Annotated in this window: 13 protein-coding genes; 7 read left to right on the plus strand and 6 right to left on the minus strand. The window is 63.4% G+C overall.

Annotated features, from left to right (window positions below):
• Positions 1-856 (minus strand): sugar nucleotide-binding protein (locus WBB95_RS04725; RefSeq protein WP_424486535.1); only part of this gene is annotated, 856 nt, incomplete at its 3' end.
• A 166-nt stretch (positions 857-1,022) separates the two neighbouring features.
• Here WBB95_RS04725 and WBB95_RS04730 point away from each other — a divergent pair.
• Positions 1,023-5,270: a DEAD/DEAH box helicase gene (locus WBB95_RS04730; RefSeq protein WP_424486536.1), complete on the plus strand. Its 4,248-nt coding sequence runs from the start codon at positions 1,023-1,025 to the stop codon at positions 5,268-5,270.
• A 176-nt stretch (positions 5,271-5,446) separates the two neighbouring features.
• Here the strand turns inward: WBB95_RS04730 and WBB95_RS04735 are convergent, their stop codons facing one another.
• Positions 5,447-7,591, minus strand: coding sequence for a mechanosensitive ion channel family protein (locus WBB95_RS04735; protein ID WP_424486537.1), 2,145 nt, complete (start codon positions 7,589-7,591; stop codon positions 5,447-5,449).
• Positions 7,592-7,857: 266 nt separating this feature from the next.
• Here WBB95_RS04735 and WBB95_RS04740 point away from each other — a divergent pair, with 266 nt between their 5' ends.
• The 5 genes from WBB95_RS04740 (at position 7,858) to WBB95_RS04760 (ending at position 13,119) form a co-directional block, all read left to right on the plus strand.
• Entirely contained in the window at positions 7,858-9,060 is a 1,203-nt protein-coding gene (locus WBB95_RS04740) for an MFS transporter (protein ID WP_424486538.1), read from the plus strand.
• A gap of 154 nt (positions 9,061-9,214) precedes the next feature.
• Positions 9,215-10,141, plus strand: coding sequence for a DUF72 domain-containing protein (locus tag WBB95_RS04745; protein WP_424486539.1), 927 nt, complete (start codon positions 9,215-9,217; stop codon positions 10,139-10,141).
• Positions 10,138-10,914, plus strand: a complete 777-nt coding sequence (locus WBB95_RS04750; protein WP_424486540.1) for an endonuclease/exonuclease/phosphatase family protein — start codon at positions 10,138-10,140, stop codon at positions 10,912-10,914. The genes WBB95_RS04745 and WBB95_RS04750 overlap by 4 nt, the downstream gene beginning before the upstream one ends.
• Positions 10,911-12,173 carry a cardiolipin synthase ClsB gene (clsB, locus tag WBB95_RS04755; RefSeq protein ID WP_424486541.1) on the plus strand — a complete coding sequence of 421 codons (1,263 nt, stop codon included), beginning with the start codon at positions 10,911-10,913 and terminating at the stop codon, positions 12,171-12,173. Before WBB95_RS04750 ends, clsB begins: the two co-directional genes overlap by 4 nt.
• On the plus strand, positions 12,163-13,119 hold the full coding sequence (locus WBB95_RS04760; RefSeq protein WP_424486542.1) for a lysylphosphatidylglycerol synthase domain-containing protein: 957 nt from the start codon (positions 12,163-12,165) through the stop codon (positions 13,117-13,119). Before clsB ends, WBB95_RS04760 begins: the two co-directional genes overlap by 11 nt.
• Before the next feature lie 128 nt (positions 13,120-13,247).
• Here WBB95_RS04760 and WBB95_RS04765 read toward each other — a convergent pair whose 3' ends face one another.
• The 3 genes from WBB95_RS04765 to WBB95_RS04775 all read right to left on the minus strand — a co-directional run bounded on the left by WBB95_RS04765 (position 13,248) and on the right by WBB95_RS04775 (position 16,233).
• Entirely contained in the window at positions 13,248-14,003 is a 756-nt protein-coding gene (locus WBB95_RS04765; protein ID WP_424486543.1) for an alpha/beta hydrolase family protein, read from the minus strand.
• Positions 13,993-15,102 carry a DUF3182 family protein gene (locus WBB95_RS04770; protein ID WP_424486544.1) on the minus strand — a complete coding sequence of 370 codons (1,110 nt, stop codon included), beginning with the start codon at positions 15,100-15,102 and terminating at the stop codon, positions 13,993-13,995. Before WBB95_RS04770 ends, WBB95_RS04765 begins: the two co-directional genes overlap by 11 nt.
• A 171-nt stretch (positions 15,103-15,273) precedes the next feature.
• The gene (locus WBB95_RS04775; protein WP_424486545.1) at positions 15,274-16,233 is read right to left on the minus strand and encodes a GlxA family transcriptional regulator; all 960 of its coding nucleotides are present in this window, start codon (positions 16,231-16,233) and stop codon (positions 15,274-15,276) included.
• 96 nt (positions 16,234-16,329) lie between these two features.
• Between WBB95_RS04775 and WBB95_RS04780 the strand changes: the two genes are divergently transcribed.
• Positions 16,330-16,893 (plus strand): cysteine hydrolase family protein, encoded by a 564-nt coding sequence (locus tag WBB95_RS04780; protein ID WP_424486546.1) that lies wholly within the window; start codon positions 16,330-16,332, stop codon positions 16,891-16,893.
• Between the two features lie 21 nt (positions 16,894-16,914).
• Here WBB95_RS04780 and tam read toward each other — a convergent pair whose 3' ends face one another.
• Positions 16,915-17,676 carry a trans-aconitate 2-methyltransferase gene (tam, locus tag WBB95_RS04785; RefSeq protein ID WP_424486547.1) on the minus strand — a complete coding sequence of 254 codons (762 nt, stop codon included), beginning with the start codon at positions 17,674-17,676 and terminating at the stop codon, positions 16,915-16,917.
• Positions 17,677-17,699: the final 23 nt, after the last annotated feature.

Raw genomic sequence — 17,699 nt, forward strand, 5'->3', positions numbered from 1 at the left:
GCGCCGGCAACCCCGCGCGCCACGCCCGTGGCTTGATGCCGAAGGTGTGGAGGATTTTCTTGCAGGCCAGCACCGCGTGTTGCGGTTCATCCGCCGCGTCCGGCCGGGCTGCGTGGGCCTGGGCGGTGGGGGATTCAATCGCCAGCGGGTGAAAGTTGCGTGCTTCGGTGAGGATCGCCTGGCCCAGCGCCAACGGAGTGGTCGCCTCATGCCCGGCGTAGTGATAAGTGCCCCACAGCGGCGCCGCGCAATCGAGTTGTTTCAGCACCGAAATGATCACCCGCGCGGCGTCATCCACCGGCGTCGGATTGCCACGACGATCGTCCGCCATCAGCAACTCATCCGGCTTTTCGGCCCGGGCCAGGAAGCGCCCAAGCGTGCCGTCGACGCTGTCATCCAGCAGCCAGCCAAACCGCAGCAGCACATGTTGCGGGCAAGTGGCGCGCACACTCTGTTCAATGCGCCACAACGCCTGGCCGCGCAGGCCCAGCGGCACCGGCTCGTCTTTTTCGCTGTAGGCGGTGGCGCGGGAGCCATCGAACACGCGGTAGCTGGACGGTTGCACCAAGGTGATGTTGTGGTGCTGGCACAGTTCGGCCAGGCGTTCGATGGCGAACTCCTGGGAAGCCAAGCGGGTTTCGCTGACGGCTTCGGACTGAAACCAGTCGAAATAGTAGGCGAGGTTGATCAACGCATCGGGACGGGTGTCGTCGAGCAATTGGGTGAGGCTCGCGGCATCCCAGCCGTCTTGGGGCGGTTTGGGTGCGAGGAAACCAATGTCTTCCTCTGCACCGAGGCGAATCAGCGCCTGCCCGAGGGCATTCCCGCCGCCCAATAACATAAGGCGCATTCGCATAGATTGAGCAGGCCCGGTCTGTTTGGAACGATGGCTATTGTCGACAGGCAAGTGAAGCCTGTCGTAGGTATTTGCCAGAATCGTTGCATTTTGCGGGTTTGTAGCGCAACCGTCACGGATAAAGTGCGGGGTTGCAACTTGGCCCGGGTGGTTGCATATAAGGGTTATGAACCTTCCTGAATCAACGGACACGGTCCTGGACGGCTTTCACCCTGCCGTCAGCGCCTGGTTCCGCAGCACGTTCCCCTCGGTCACAGGCGCCCAGGCCCAGGCATGGCCGCTGATCCGCCAGCGCCGCTCGACCCTGATCGCCGCGCCCACCGGGTCCGGCAAAACGCTGACGGCCTTCCTCGCGGTGCTCGACGACCTGGTTCACCGAGGCCTCGCCAATGGCGGGCAACTGCCGGATGAAACCCTGGTGGTCTACGTGTCGCCGCTCAAGGCGCTGTCCAACGACATCCAGATCAACCTGCAAAACCCGCTGGCCGGGATCACCACGCACTTGCAGCGCCTGGGCCTGCCGCCGTTGGTGATCCGTACCGCCGTGCGCACCGGCGACACCCCGCAAAAAGACCGCGCGCTGATGCGCAAGCGCCCGCCGCATATCCTCGTCACCACGCCAGAATCGCTTTACGTGCTGCTCGGCTCGGACTCCGGCCGGCAGATGCTGGCCAGCACGCGCACGGTGATCGTCGATGAGATCCACGCGATCGCCGCCGGTAAACGCGGCAGCCACCTGGCCCTGAGCCTGGAACGCTTGCAAGGCTTGTGTGCGGAACCGTTGACGCGCATCGGCCTGTCGGCCACGCAAAAGCCGATCAAGGCAGTGTCGCGCTTTCTGGTGGGCACGGGGCGTGACTGCGCGATTGTCGACATCGGCCACGCCCGCCCGCGCGACCTGGACATCGAAGTACCGCCGGTGCCGCTCTCGGCGGTGATGGCCAACGATGTGTGGGCGTTGGTCTACGACCGTCTCGCGGCACTGGCCCGCGAACACCGCACCACGCTGATTTTCGTCAACACCCGGCGCCTGGCCGAACGCCTGGCGCGGCATTTGAGTGAACGCCTGGGCAAATCCGCCGTGGCCGCGCACCACGGCAGCCTGGCCAAGGAACTGCGCCTGGACGCCGAGCAACGCCTCAAGGCGGGCGCGTTGCAAGTGTTGATCGCCACCGCGTCGCTGGAGTTGGGGATTGATATCGGCGACGTGGACCTGGTGTGCCAGATCGGCTCGCCGGGCTCGATCAACGGCTTTCTGCAACGGGTGGGCCGCTCCGGGCATCAGGTCGGCGGCACGCCCAAGGGGCGCTTGTTCGCCACCACCCGCGATGACTTGATTGAATGCGCCGCCCTGCTCGACTGCGTGCGCCGGGGCGAACTGGACACGCTGCACATTCCGGTCGCGCCGCTGGACGTACTGGCCCAGCAAATCATCGCCGAAGTCAGCGTGCAGGAATGGTCGGAGCCGGCGCTGCTTGACCTGATCCGTCGCGCCGCGCCTTATGCGGCGCTGGATGAGCGCCATTATCAGGCGCTGCTGCACATGCTCGCCGACGGCTACAACGGCCGCCAGGGCATCCGCAGCGCCTACCTGCACCGCGACGCCGTGACGCGCACGCTCCGCGGCCGGCGTGGCGCCAAGCTGACCGCCGTGACCAGCGGCGGCACCATTCCCGACAACGCCGACTACAGCGTGTTGCTGGAACCCCAGAGCCTGAACATCGGCAGCGTCAATGAAGACTTCGCGGTGGAAAGCATCGCCGGGGATATCTTCCAGCTTGGTAATACGTCCTACAGAATCTTGCGGGTTGAAGCCGGCAAAGTGCGGGTTGAAGACGCCCACGGGCAGCCGCCGACCATTCCCTTCTGGCTCGGCGAAGCGCCGGGCCGCAGTAACGAATTGTCCGCGGCAGTGGCGCGGTTCCAGGGGCAGTTGGACGCGTTGCTCAGCGCCACGCCCGGCGACCTCCAACCCGCGCAAGCCTGGCTCACCGACACCCTGGGCCTGAACCTCGCCAGCGCCGAGCAAGTCCTCGACTATCTGGCCCGCACTCGCCTGGCCCTCAGCGCCCTGCCGTCCCAGGACACGCTGATCATGGAGCGGTTTTTCGATGCGTCAGGCGGCACTCAACTGATCATCCACACGCCGTTCGGCAGCCGCATCAACCGCGCCTGGGGCTTGGCGCTGCGCAAGCGCTTTTGCCGCACCTTCAATTTCGAGCTGCAGGCGGCGGCCAGCGAAAATGCGATCGTGTTGTCGCTGTCCACCAGCCACAGCTTCGAGCTGGATGAGGTGTGGCGCTACTTAAACAGCCACAGTGCCGAACACATCCTGATCCAGGCCGTGCTCGATGCGCCGCTGTTCGGTGTGCGCTGGCGCTGGAATGCCGGTGTGGCCCTGGCATTGCCGCGCTTTACCGGCGGGCGCAAGGTGGCGCCGCAGATCCAGCGCATGAAAAGTGAAGACTTGATCGCCAGCGTGTTTCCCGACCAGATCGCCTGCCTGGAAAACCTCGCCGGCGAACGCGAAGTGCCCGACCACCCGCTGGTGGAACAGACCCTCGACGACTGCCTGCACGACGCCATGGACAGCGACGGCTGGCTGGCCCTGCTGCGGCGCATGGAGCGCGGCGAGGTGCATCTGATCAGCCGCGACCTGCCCGCGCCCTCGCCCATGGCGGCAGAAATTCTCAGCGCACGGCCCTACACCTTTCTCGATGACGCGCCGTTGGAAGAACGCCGCACCCAGGCCGTGCTCAACCGACGCTGGAGTGACCCGCAAAGCACCGACGACCTCGGTGCGCTGGACCTCGACGCTATCGCCGGGGTGCGCGAAGAAGCCTGGCCGGCGCCGCATGGCCTGGATGAAATGCACGAAGCGTTGATGAGCCTGGCGTGTATCGCCCCCAGTGAAATCACGCCGCAATGGGCCGACTGGCTGCACGCGTTGGCCAAGGCCGGCCGCGCCTATCAACTGCACAACGGCTTGTGGGTCGCGGTGGAACGTTTGAGTTGTGTGCAGGCGATCTACCCCCACAATTTACCGCTGCTGCCCGGCTTCGATGAGCCCTGGACCTTCGATGACGCACTGGCCGAAGTGCTGCGCGCACGCCTGGGCGGCTTCGGCCCGCTGAGCCTGATCGAGATCGCCGCGCCCCTGGCTTTGCCGGTCGCCGACGTGGCCCAAGCCCTCGCCCGCCTGGAGCAGGAAGGCTACGTCATGCGCGGCCATTTCAGCCCTGGCGCCAGCGCCGAGCAATGGTGTGAACGCCACCTGCTGGCGCGCATTCATCGTTACACGGTCAAGCGCCTGCGCCGCGAAATAGAGCCGGTGGCGTTACAGGATTTCATGCGCTTTCTGTTCGACTGGCAGCACCTGGCCGACGGCACGCGCGGTCAGGGCAGCGCAATGCTGGCGCAGATCGTTGCGCAATTCGAAGGCTATGCCGCCGCCACTTCGGCCTGGGACAGTGACTTGCTCAGCGCGCGGCTCAAGGACTATTCCTCCACCTGGCTCGACGAGCTGTGCCGCAGCGGCAAGCTGGTGTGGACGCGCCTGAGCAACAAGGCCAGCGCCATGGCGCTGCGCAGTACTCCGGTGGTGCTGTTGCCGCGCGCTCAAGTGCCGTTATGGAGTGGGCTGACCGAGCAAACCGACAGCACCACTCTGTCGCCCAAGGCGCAGAAAGTCCACTTGGCCTTGCGCGAGCATGGCGCGCTGTTTTTCGATGAACTGGTACACGAAGCCCATCTGCTGCGCAGTGAGCTGGAGACCGCCTTGCAGGAGTTGGTGGGCGCCGGACTGGTGAATGCCGACAGCTTCGCCGGCCTGCGCGCCCTGACGACGCCCGCCAGCAAACGCGTGGCTCGCAGCAGCCGGCGTGGGCGCGGTGCGTTTGTCGGCGGCATGGACGACGCCGGGCGCTGGGCCTTGGTGCGGCGCTCGCCAAACACTGCCGGGCCGCACTCCACCGAAACCCTGGAGCATGTGGCGATGACCCTGCTGCGCCGTTATGGTGTGGTGTTCTGGCGCTTGCTGGAGCGCGAGGCGGACTGGTTGCCGAGCTGGCGCGAGTTGCTGCGCACCTTCCATCGCCTGGAGGCGCGCGGGGAGATTCGCGGCGGGCGGTTTGTGAGTGGCTTGGCCGGCGAACAGTTTGCGTTGCCGGAGGCGATTCCGTTGCTGCGCGAAGTACGGCGCCGGCCCCATGACGGCAGCTTGATTGCCGTGTGTGGCGCGGACCCGCTGAACCTGGTGGGCACGCTGTTGCCGGGCAATAAGGTGCCGGCGGTGAGCGGCAACCGGATTGTGTACCGGGATGGGTTGCCGGCCGCGGTGAGGGTGGCGGGCAAGCAACAGATACTGCTGGACCAGGACCTGCAGGCGGTGCAGGAGAAGTTGATCAGGCATTGAATCGGGCGTTGAAACTACTGGCTCTATCGCAGGCAAGCCAGCTCCCACATTTGATTGGGTTCACACGGTCAACATGTGGACATGGGTCAAGCCAGCTCTCACATTTTGACTGAGTGAACCCCATTCAAATGTGGGAGCGGGCTTGCTCGCGAAGGCGTCAGCCCAGGCAACATCAATCACTGCGTACGCGGCTGCTCCGTCAGCACCACCGGAGCCGGTACCTCGGCCTCCGGCTCGTCTACGTGTGGCTGCGCCGCGCGCTTGGGCAACCAAACCTGCTGTGGATAAGTTTGCGCGAAGTGCACCTCGTCGCAGTTATCCACAAGCTTTTTCAAGCGCTGGTTAAATGCGCGACTGACCGCGTATTGCCCACCCGACACCGTGCGAAATTGCGCGGTGATTACCACGCCATTGAGGTCCATCTTGTCGACGCCAAACACCTCCAGCGGCCCTTGCAGGTTGTACTTGAGGAACACGTCGTCGCGGATCGACTGCCCGGCATCGCGGATCAACTCCACGGCCTTGTCCACATCGGTGTCGTAGGTGAACTGCACCGAGAAGAACGCATAGGCAAATTGCCGCGACTGGTTGGTGACCGCCTTGATCTGCCCGAACGGCACCGAGTGCACAAAGCCCTTGCCGTCACGCAAACGCAAGGTGCGGATGGTCAGGCCTTCAACCGTGCCGGCGTGGCCGGAGTCGAGCACTACCCAGTCGCCAATGGAAAGCGTGTCTTCAATGATGATGAACAGCCCGGTGATCACATCCTGCACCAACTGCTGCGAACCGAAACCGATGGCCAGGCCGACCACACCGGCACCCGCCAGCAGCGGCGCGACATTGATGCCCAGGTTGGCCATGGTGGTAATCGCGCAAATCACCACCAGGATGATTTTCACCGCATTGCGCAGCAACGGCAGGATGGTTTTGACCCGCGTGCTGGGCTGGCGGCTTGAGCGCTTGTTGACCGGCGGCTTGAGCGCTTCCTGGATGGCCGTGTCGAGCACCACCCAGAACAGCCAGGTCATCAGCAGGATCAGCCCGATGCTGCTCAGGGAGTCGCTGATCGCCCGGCCCACCGAGTTGCGCTGGGCGAATTCGAAGAGCGACACGCCCCAGATACGCCCGAGAATTTCGATAAAGGCGATGGCCATGACAATGCGCAAAATCGCGTGCAACAGACTCAGGAAGCGCTCTTTGTAGGCGCTGCTGCGCTGGATGGCCACTTGGCTGCGGGACTTGAACAGGTGCTGGAGCACCGTGCTGAGAAACACCGTGCCGATCAACAGAATCGTGGTGAACAGCGCGCAACGCAGGGCCTTCTGGTTGTCGTCACCGGCGCCGATCAGGTTGATCGCCGAGACCAGCACCATCAACAGGATCGGCCAGTACCAGAGCCCCGAAAATACCCGCAGCGACTGCTGCAAGGCCGGGTGTTTGAGGCGTTGGCTCAGTGGCCGGTTGCGGATCAAATGCGCCACCGGTCGGCGCAGGCGGATCACCAGCATGCCGAAGATCAGCGCCGCAAACAGCCCGGTGAACACCGCGATGCTGCTGGTGATATTGCCACCCAACTGGCGCGCGATTTGCGGGCTGGTCAGGGCGTCGCTGAGGGCGGCGAGGAAGCCGATCAGGAACAGCGGCTTGGGGCAATAATCGCGAATAATCTGCACGGCCGGGCGCTTATGTCCGACGTTGAACATGACAATGACGCACAACAGCATTGAGGTGGAAAAGATGCCGCTGCTGGTGGCATAGGCGAAACACAGCGCCAGCGCGCGGCCCACAGATGTGGGCAGAAAATGACTGACATACAGCGTCAGCGGCAGGCAAATCAGCGCGGGAATCGTATAGGGCACCACGTAGCCGAGTACGGCTTGCAGGCGTTTGCGGCGCTCGACAAATGCGCGCCGACTCAGGCGCTGTACGAAAAATCGCCCCAGCAGCGTCAGCACCGCAAAGGCGCCGATCCACACCCCCGACAACAACAGGAAATCACCGGCCACGCTCCACGGCGAGCGCGCGGCGGTCTGGTCCACCAGCCGACCGACTTCATCCGCCGCTCGATCGGCACGCAGGCGCCAGGCATCGATCAGGTTTTGATTGAGGTCGAGTTTGTCTTGCACGTCGTCGATGCTGGAACTGATGGCGCCGAGCAGGCCGCCTTCGACCAGTAATTCCGGCTTGGCCGGTGCGGCGGCCGCGGCGGGTGCAGCCGGTGTCGCCGGTGCCGTCGCAGGCGCAGCGGTCGCGGCGTGCAAGGCGCCGTTGCCGAACAACAACAGCGCGCCAAGCAGTAATGCGGTCTTTGAATTCAGCAAAACACCGGGCTCCTTCAGCAGGGTCTGTAAGGAACTGACGGGTTTGAGCGTTGATCGTTCCCGCGCGCAGCAAAGGAATGCAGCCTTGCACGCTTTGCGTCCGCGCTGGAATGCGTGACGCAGAGCGTCACTGGAGGCATTCCCAGGCAGAGCGCGGGAGCAATCTTTGCGCATGAGGCAAATATCAAATGCCGATACCTGTCTGTTTCCGCACAAGCCAACACCCGACACTGCGCTCCTGATTCAAACCCACCGGAGTTGCAGCCATGCCCATTGCCTTGCTCGCGCTGACCCTCAGCGCTTTCGCCATCGGGACGACCGAGTTCGTCATCGTTGGCTTGTTACCCACCATCGGCGCCGACCTTGGCGTCGACCTGCCGTCCGCCGGCCTGCTGGTCAGCCTTTACGCCTTGGGCGTGGCCATCGGCGCGCCAGTGCTCACTGCCCTCACCGGCAAGGTGCCGCGCAAGTTCCTGCTGCTGTCGCTGATGGTGCTGTTCACCCTCGGCAACCTGCTGGCCTGGCAAGCGCCGAGTTATGAATCCCTGGTGCTGGCGCGGATTGTCACCGGCCTGGCCCACGGCGTGTTTTTCTCGATTGGCTCGACCATCGCCACCAGCCTGGTGCCCAAGGAGAAAGCCGCCAGCGCGATTGCGATCATGTTTACCGGCCTGACCGTCGCGCTGGTGACGGGCGTGCCACTGGGCACGTTTATCGGCCAACACTTCGGCTGGCGTGAAACCTTTCTCGCTGTCTCGGCCCTGGGCGTGCTCGCGTTTATCGGCAGCCTGATCTATGTGCCGAAAAACATCCCCCACAGCAAACCCGCCTCGTTGCTGCAACAGTTGCAGGTGCTCAAGCAACCACGCTTGCTGCTCGTTTACGCCATGACGGCGATCGGCTACGGCGGCTCGTTTATCGCGTTTACTTTCCTGGCGCCGATCCTTCAAGACATCGCCGGTTTCAGCGCCGGCACCGTCAGCCTGGTGTTGCTGGTGTACGGCGTGTCGGTGGCCGCCGGGAATATCTGGGGTGGCAAGCTGGCGGATAAACGCGGCCCTATCAGCGCGTTGAAAATCATCTTTGCGCTGCTCGCCGCCGTGCTGTTCGTGCTGACCTTCACTGCCAGCAACCCGTGGCTGGCCCTGGCCACCGTGCTGGTGTGGGGCGCGGTCGCCTTCGGCAACGTGCCGGGCTTGCAGGTGTATGTGGTGCGCCAGGCGGAACATCACACCCCACACGCGGTGGATGTGGCCTCGGGCCTGAACATCGCTGCGTTCAACCTGGGGATCGCCGGTGGCGCCTGGGGCGGTGGCTTGATCGTGGCGCACCTGGGGTTGATCCACACCGCGTGGATTGGCGGCCTGGTGGTGTTGGTGGCCCTGGCATTGACGGCGTGGAGTGGTCGCCTTGATCGACTCGGCCCGGTGTATGCCGAGCGCTCGACACGCACGGTAGCCGAGCACTGATCCAGCAACACCAACCACCCAATGTGGGCGGGAGCAATGCTCCCTCCCACATTTTTTTGCCGTGTACCGTCTGTAGGAACATGGAAACTTTCCGGCAAAAACCGCAGTCATCCCAACACGGAGGTCACTTGACCCTGCATTCACGGGAGCAACCATGGCGGCGATTCACATCGGCATTTCCGGCTGGCGCTACACGCCCTGGCGCGGGGGTTTCTACCCCGAAGGGCTGACCCAGAAACGCGAGTTGCAGTTTGCCTCACGCGCCGTCAATGCCATCGAAATCAACGGCTCGTTCTACGCGCTGCAAACCCCCAAGCGCTATGCCGAGTGGTACGCCGACACGCCGCAGGGCTTCCTGTTCAGCGTCAAGGCGCCGCGCTACATCACGCATATCCTGAGGTTGCGCGAGGTGCACAAGCCTATGGCCAATTTCTTCGCGTCCGGGGTCTTGGAGCTGAAGGAAAAACTCGGGCCGATCCTCTGGCAGTTCCCGCCCAGCTTCACATTCGACCCGCCATCGTTCGAAGCCTTTCTGCAGGAACTCCCCACCGACACCCAACAGGCCGCAGCGCTCGCCCGCCAGCATGAACCGCGTCTCAACGGCAAGGCGAGCATGAAGGCGCATGGCAAAAAGCCCCTGCGCCATGCGGTAGAGATCCGGCATAAAAGTTTTGCCGTACCCGAGTTTGTGCACCTGCTCGATAAGCACGGCGTGGCGCTGGTGGTGGCCGACACCGCCGGCAAATGGCCGTATCTGGAAGACGTTACCGCCAACTTCCTGTACCTGCGCCTGCACGGCGACAAGCAACTCTACGCCAGCGGCTACACACCTGAGGCGCTCACGCGCTGGGGCGATCGCATTGAGCGTTGGAGCCAGGGCAAACAACCAACGGATGCGCACCTCGCGGCCCCGGACCATAAGCCCCGCGCCCGCAAGCAGCGCGACGTGTACTGCTTTTTCGACAACGATGTCAAAGTTCGCGCGCCCTTCGATGCGCGCCAATTGCTGCAGCGTTTCGGGCTGGACCAGCATCTGGCTACCGAGCCCGGAAATCTGCCTGAAGCCGGGGTGCTGCCATGACGCATCCAGAATTGATTCCGGCCACGCCCACCACCGCCATTACTCACTTCACGGTGTTGACGGTCAACATCCACAAGGGTTTCACCGCCCTGAACCGGCGCTTTATCCTGCCCGAGTTGCGCGAAGCGGTGCGCAGCGTGGGCGCCGACATGGTGTTCCTGCAGGAAATTCACGGCACTCACGAACGCCATCCGCAGCGCTACAGCGACTGGCCGAACATGCCGCAGTACGAGTTCCTCGCCGACAGCATCTGGCCGCAGTTCGCCTACGGGCGCAACGCGGTCTACCCGCATGGCGACCATGGCAACGCGCTGCTGTCGAAATTTCAGATCGTGCGTTACGACAACCTCGACATCTCCCAGAGCGGCCATGAAAACCGTGGCCTGTTGCACTGTGTGCTGCGCCTGCCGGGCACCGGCCAGGAGGTGCATGCGATCTGCATTCACCTGGGCCTGCGCGAAGTACATCGCCAGCAGCAATTGCGTTTGCTGGAACAGCGCGTCAGCGAGATTCCGGCGGATGCGCCGTTGGTGGTTGCAGGCGACTTCAACGATTGGCGCCAGCGCGCCGACCTCAGCCGCAGCGGGTTGCGGGATGTCTTCATCGAAACCCACGGCACGCTTCCACGCACCTTCCCGGCGCGCCTGCCGTTGCTGGCGCTGGACCGCATCTATGTGCGCAATGTGAACATCCACACGCCTCGGGCGCTGACCTCCCGGCCCTGGTCCCACCTGTCGGACCATGTACCGCTGTCGGTGGAGATTGAGCTATGAACATTGCGGTAGAGCACATCGCCACCGACCAGCCGCCAGATGAAGCCAAGGCCCGTGACCTGGATTACGGCTGGCAGGCGGGTAACCGCATTGCGCTGCTGGAAAATGGCGAGGCGTACTTTCCCAAGGTGTTCGACGCCCTGCGTGAGGCGCGACGGGAGATTCTGCTGGAGACCTTTATCCTGTTTGAGGACAAGGTCGGCCATGAGCTTAAGGGCATTTTGATCGAGGCGGCGCAGCGCGGGGTGAAGGTGGTCATCAGCCTGGATGGTTTTGGCTGCGGCGAGCTGAGCCCCTCGTTTCTCGGCGAGCTGGCGCAGGCCGGGGTGACGGTGCAGATGTTTGACCCGGCGTCGAAAACCTTGGGCTTTCGCACCAACTGGTTTCGGCGCCTGCACCGCAAGATCGTGGTGGTGGACGCCGCCGTGGCGTTTATCGGCGGGATCAATTTTTCCGCCGATCACCTGGGAGATTTCGGCCCCGAAGCCAAGCAGGATTACGCCGTGCAGGTGACGGGCCCGGCGGTGGCTGACCTGCATCATTTCGCCCTCGCGCAAAGCGGCCGCCAGGTGCGCACGCGCCGCGGCTGGCGGCGGCGCCAGCAACGGCCATCGTTGTGGTCGACCACCCACGACGATGGCCTGGTGCGCCTGATTTACCGCGACAACGTGCAGCACCGCGATGACATCGAAGAGGCGTATATCCATGCCTTGAGCAAGGCGCAGCGGCGAGTGGTGATCGCCAACGCCTACTTCTTCCCCGGCTACCGGCTATTGCGCGAGATCCGTAACGCCGCGCGACGTGGCGTCCACGTGCAACTGATCATGCAGGGCCAGCCCGACGTGCTGCTGGCCAAGCTCGCGGCGCGCATGCTCTACGACTATCTGCTCAAGGACGGCGTGGTGATCCACGAATATTGCCAGCGCCCGCTGCACGGCAAGGTCGCGCTGGTGGACGACGAATGGAGCACCGTGGGCTCAAGCAACCTCGACCCATTGAGCCTGTCGCTGAACCTGGAAGCCAACGTGCTGATCCGCGACCGTGGTTTTAATCAGCAGCTCTACGAAAGCCTGGAGACACTCGCCAGGAATCACTGCCAGACCATGCCGGAAAACCGCAAGCCACGCCTTTGGCTGTGGCGGCTGACCGTGGGGTTCCTGGTGTTTCATGTGATGCGCCACTTCCCCGCGTTGACGGGTTGGCTGCCGGCGCACAAGCCACGACTGAAACCGGTCGAGTGCCCGCCCCATGACGTCTGAAGCCGGCAGCTCACGCTTCAAGCGCTGGAAGAAGCCACTGACCATTGCCTTCTTCCTGCTGCTGATCGCGCTGTTTACGCTGCTCGCCCGGCGTATCGACTGGAGCGAAGTGTTCCAGACACTCGGCGACTTCAAACTGCGTACATTGCTGATCGCCGGCGGGCTGACATTGTGCAGTTTCCTCGTTTACGCCAGCTTCGACCTGATTGGCCGCACCTACATCCGCCAGCCCTTGGGCTGGAAGCAGATTCTGCCGGTGGGCATCATCAGCTATGCGTTCAACCTCAACCTCAGCGCGTGGGTCGGCGGGATCGCCATGCGTTACCGGCTGTATTCGCGGCTGGGGGTGAGCACGGGCAATATCGCCAAGATTCTGGGCCTGAGCCTGGCCACCAACTGGTTTGGCTACATGGCGCTGGCCGGTGCGGTGTTCATCAGTGGCTTGGTGACCATGCCGCCGGGCTGGAAGGTCAGCAGCACGGCGTTGCAGGGCATTGGCGCGCTGTTGGTGCTGGTGAGCCTGGGATACCTGGCCGCCTGCCGGTTTTCGAAAAAACGCGCGTGGTCAATCAAGGGCGTCGAGATCAACCTGCCGTCGCTGCGCATGGCGTGTATGCAACTGGCGTTGGGCGCGCTGAATTGGTCGTTGATGGCGGCGGTGATCTTCACCCTCTTGCCGGCCAAGCTGGACTATCCGCTGGTGCTGGGGGTGTTGCTGATCAGCGCGATTGCCGGGGTGGTCACTCACATTCCTGCCGGGCTTGGGGTGCTGGAAGCGGTGTTTATTGCGCTGTTGCAGCATGAAGCGTCACGGGGCAGCTTGCTGGCCGGGCTGATTGCGTATCGGGCGGTTTACTTTATTTTGCCGCTGCTGATCACGCTGGCGATGTATTTGGTGGTGGAGGCCAAGGCCAAGGCGTTGCGGGTGAAGAAGACACCGGCGTGAGACGGCGTTGGCTGACATATCGCCTTCGCGAGCAAGCCCGCTCCCACAGTTGACCGCGTCCTACGGATAAAACACGGTCAACTGTGGGAGCCGGGCTTGCCCGCGATAGCGGTCTAAAAGGCACCGCCTCATTGGGATTGAATGATGCTCAACCGCTCACCCACCACCATCTCGGTAATCCAGTCCACCAGGATCGAGGTGTAAGCCTGCTGCGAGACCGGATCACTCAAGGAATGGTCGGCGCCATCAATGATGCGGTGCGTCAGCGAATGCGTCTGCTGGCACGCCGCGCGGTAACTCATGATGGTGGCGTGGGGCACGTGGTCGTCGGTTTCCGATTCGACAATCAACACATCGCCCGTGAACTGCGCGCAGGCGTGCAAGGCACGGTTGGTTTCGGCGTGTACCAAGGTGCTGCGGTAATCCATCAAGTCAGCTTTGTTCAGGTCACGCTTGGGCTTGAGCCATTCCTGGTCGCGGTACAGCGCCGGCACCCGCAGCGCCAGCCAGCGCACCGGGCGCAGGGACGTAAGAATCGCCGCCAGGTAGCCGCCGTAACTGGTGCCCACCACCGCCACCGCCGAAGTGTCGATGGCCGGGTGGGAGAGCAGCCGGTCGTAGGCAGCCAGCAGGTCACGCAGGTTGTCCTCGCGGGTCACGCGGTTCAGCGGAATACCAGTGCCGGCGTGGCCGCGCAGGTCGAAGGTCAGGCACACGCAACCCAGCCCGGCGATGCCTTTGGCGCGTTCCAGGTCACGCTCCTGGCTGCCGCCCCAACCGTGCACAAATAACACGCCAGGGACTTTGGATTTGGGGCTCAGGAAGGTGCCGCTCATCTGTTCGTCGTCGATATCGATCGCAATGCTTTCGCTTCTAGCCGTCATAAGATTTAACCGTCACGTACTTGAGAAGAAAGTCGCTGTTTTCCGCCGGGCCGCGATACACCTCGATGGCATCCGCCGGCAGCGCTTGGTCCACGTAGGTTTCCACCGAAGACACATGAATGGCGCGCAGGCCCGGGTGATTGATGAAGCTCTGCAGCGCCGCGACTTCCGCGCTGCTGGCCCCGCCCATGCGCCAGGACTGTTCGAGTACACCGCTGCGGCGCTGGCCTTCAGTGTCCAGGCCCTGGGCGATGTCGTAATTGCGCCGTGAGGCGTAGAAACCAGGGTAAGCCTCATCGGCCGCCGTGTCGAAAACCTGGGCCTGTTCGATGGCTTCGCGCACATCGGCGGGCAGGTCGAGCGTCAACAGGTCTTCGTAGTAGCCGGGCACCACCAGCAGATTGGAGCCGCCGTAGACGTCTTCGCCCTGCCCGTCTTGTGTCAGGTATTGCTCGCCGCAGTAACTGAACACGTGGTCGCCGATAAAGCTCTGGCCCACGCTATGGGTGACCACGTCGTGCAGGTCCTGCTCCAGCACCACGCCATCGTTGAACAGTTGCGCCACGCCCGGCCGCGCCAGCAAGGCTTCGAATGCGTCGAGGCTGTGGATAACTTCCTGGCCACGCCCGGCACAGGCGTGCACCGGTTTCAGGCGGATCGGCCCGCTGTAGAGCAGGCGCGTGGCGGCTGGCAAGGCATCTTCCAGAGCGAACACGCTCAGGCCATCCAGCACGACTTTGCGCACGCGTTCGCCGAACAACGGCGACCAGCCTTCAGGCGTCTTGGCCTCAGCGCTGAGCGTGCCATGGCTGATGGCCTTGGTGCAGATGAAGTCGTGGTCGACATAACCGCCCCACAGGTCCTCGGGGCCTTTGATATTGAGTTCATGCGCTTGGTGCAGGCCAACCAACGTCTGGGTGGGCAGCAAATAAAGATCTCTCCCGGCGTGCACCTGCGGGTCGTAACTGCCGCCAAACTTGAGCCCCAGGATCTGCGCCAGCCAGCGGGCCAGCGCGCGGTTGGTTTCGACCTCGTGCTCGGGTGCATCCTCGCGGGTCGAGTGAGCGACGACGAGTTTCTTGCGTTGAGTTGGGGTCATGCGTCCCCCTTAGCCATCTTGCCCAGTGTGTGCAAGGAAGGTTGCAGGGATCAGGCCAAGGCGCGCGGGGCAAAGAGGGCTTTGAAATCAGTCAGTTGCTGAAAAACCAATGGCATTTGGCCTGCTTTATTCTGCACGACGCGCTTTCAAACGCGCGGCGTTCTGCACGATTCACACGCCAAAGCGGCTGCGGTAATCACTTGGCGCCAGGCCCGTGATTTTCTTGAACGTGGCACGAAACGCGCTGGGGTCCTGGTAGCCCACGGTCCAGGCGATATGGTCAATGGTGCCATTGGTGAACTCCAGCATCTGCCGCGCCTTGCCCACCCGCAGATGCTGGCAATACTCCGTCGGTTTCAACCCCGTGGCATTCCTGAAGCGCCGCAGGAACGTACGCTCTTCCAGGCCCGCCTCCTGCGCCATCGCTGCGACCGACACGTCCACCGCACCGCCGGCTTGCAGCCAATGCTGGACCTTGAGAATCGCGCCATCGCCGTGCCCGAGGATCGGTGCAAAGTTGCTGCCGCACTGGCTCGCGCTGTCGCTGTGTTCTATCACCAGGAAACGGGCGGTGTCGGCGGCGATGCTCGGCCCCATCAGGCGATCGACCAGGCGCAGACCCAGTTCGGACCAGGCCATCAGCCCGGCAGTGGTGATCAGGTCGCCATCATCGACGATGGGTTTATCCGCCTCCAGGCGCACGGCCGGGTAGCGCGTGGCAAAGGAGGCGGCGGACGACCAATGCGTGGTGGCGCTGCGCCCGTCCAGCAGGCCACTGCGCGCCAGCATGATCGAGCCGATGCACACGCCGCCCAGCACCGTACCGGCCGCGTGTTGCTGGCGAATCCATTCCAGTAATGCCGGCGGCGCCTGCTCTTCGCTGAACTCGCCAATCGACGGCGGCACCAGCAGCGCCATCATGGGCTGATCCGGCCCCGGGTGACTGTCGAATGCGCGCGTGGGCGTGCCATGGGCATCCACGTGCCAGTGACTGACCCGCAGCAATGGCAATTGCGCGGACTGGTGCGCAGCGGCGATCCGGTTGGCCACCCCGAACAGGTCGGTCAGGCCATGCACGGCGGCCAGTTGCGCCCCCTGGTAGATCAACACGCCCAGTTCCACAACCGCCATTGTCAGTTTTCCCCCTGTTATTGTCGGTGCTGCCAATCCTCGGCTCGGGCGCCAGCTAACATACTGGGCCCATCAACCCATCACGAGGCAACACACATGGCCAAGCAAGCGCTCATCCTAATCGATATCCAGAACGACTACTTCCCCCAGGGCAAGTGGCCACTCGACGGCGTAGAAGCAGCAGCCGACAAGGCCGCGCAGGTGCTGAAAGCTTTTCGCCAGGCGGGCGATGCGGTGATTCACGTGCGCCATGAGTTCACCTCCGAGGACGCACCGTTCTTCACCCCGGGCTCCGAAGGCGCGCACCTGCATGCCAAGGTGCTGAATGAAGCCAATGAGCCGGTGGTGCTTAAACATTTCGTCAACGCGTTCCGCGAAACCAACCTGCGTACGCTGCTTGAGCAGCGCAGCATCACCGACGTGGTGGTGGTCGGCAGCATGAGCCACATGTGCATCGATGCCGTGGCGCGTGCGGCGGCGGACCTGGGCTACAAAGTCACTGTCATCCATGACGCCTGCGCAACACGGGACCTGGAATTCAACGGGCAGGTAATCCCCGCAGCGCAGGCGCATGCGGCGTATATGGCGTCATTGGGGTTTGCGTACGCTGAAGTGGTGTCGGCGGATGAATACCTGACGGCACAAGCGGCGGCGGCTTGACCGCCACCTGCTTGCCAGGCCTTAACGGGTCGCGACGATGAACAGGCGCGGGAACGGCAGCAACACGGTGCCATCGGCCAAGGCCGGGTAAGCCTGGGTGATCCGCGCCTGATACTCACGCAGGAAGGCGGCTTTTTCAGCGTCGGTCAAAGGCGCAAGGAATGGCCGCAGCGCCGATGCCTTGAACCACTCCACCACCGCCGCATGATCTGCCAGCGGGTGCTGGTAAGTGGTGCGCCACACGTCGACGGTGCTGCAGTGTTTGCTCAGCAATTCGAAGTAGTAGCTCGCCGCGTGGCGCTCATTGTGTTTCACCGCGCCAATTTTTGCCGACCACGGACCATCGGCGGCAACTTCGCGGGCAAGGCGGTGGGCGGGTTCGTCAAGATTGTCCGGGGTTTGCACGGCCAGGGTGCCGCCAGGCGTCAGCTGGTTGACCAGGTGCGGGTAAAGCGTGGCATGGTCCGGCAACCATTGCAGGGAAGCGTTGGCCAGAATCACATCGATTTTCTGCGCCGGGCGCCAGGTACCGATATCCGCCAATTCAAAACTCAGCGCCGGCAGGCGTTTACGCGCATCCACCAGCATGTCGTCGGAGCTGTCCATTCCCGTGACGTGTGCCTGCGGGTAGCGCTCGGCCAACACTTCAGTGGAGTTGCCGGGGCCGCACCCCAGGTCGACAGCGGTGCGCACATCAGCAGTTGGAATGGCCGCGACCAGATCACGCACGGGACGGGTACGTTGCTGTTCAAACATCGTGTATTGCTTGGCTGACCAGGTCATCGCGGCGTTCCTTCTTTTTGAGG

This window comes from Pseudomonas sp. (genome assembly GCF_049645325.1).
Lineage (GTDB): Bacteria > Pseudomonadota > Gammaproteobacteria > Pseudomonadales > Pseudomonadaceae > Aquipseudomonas.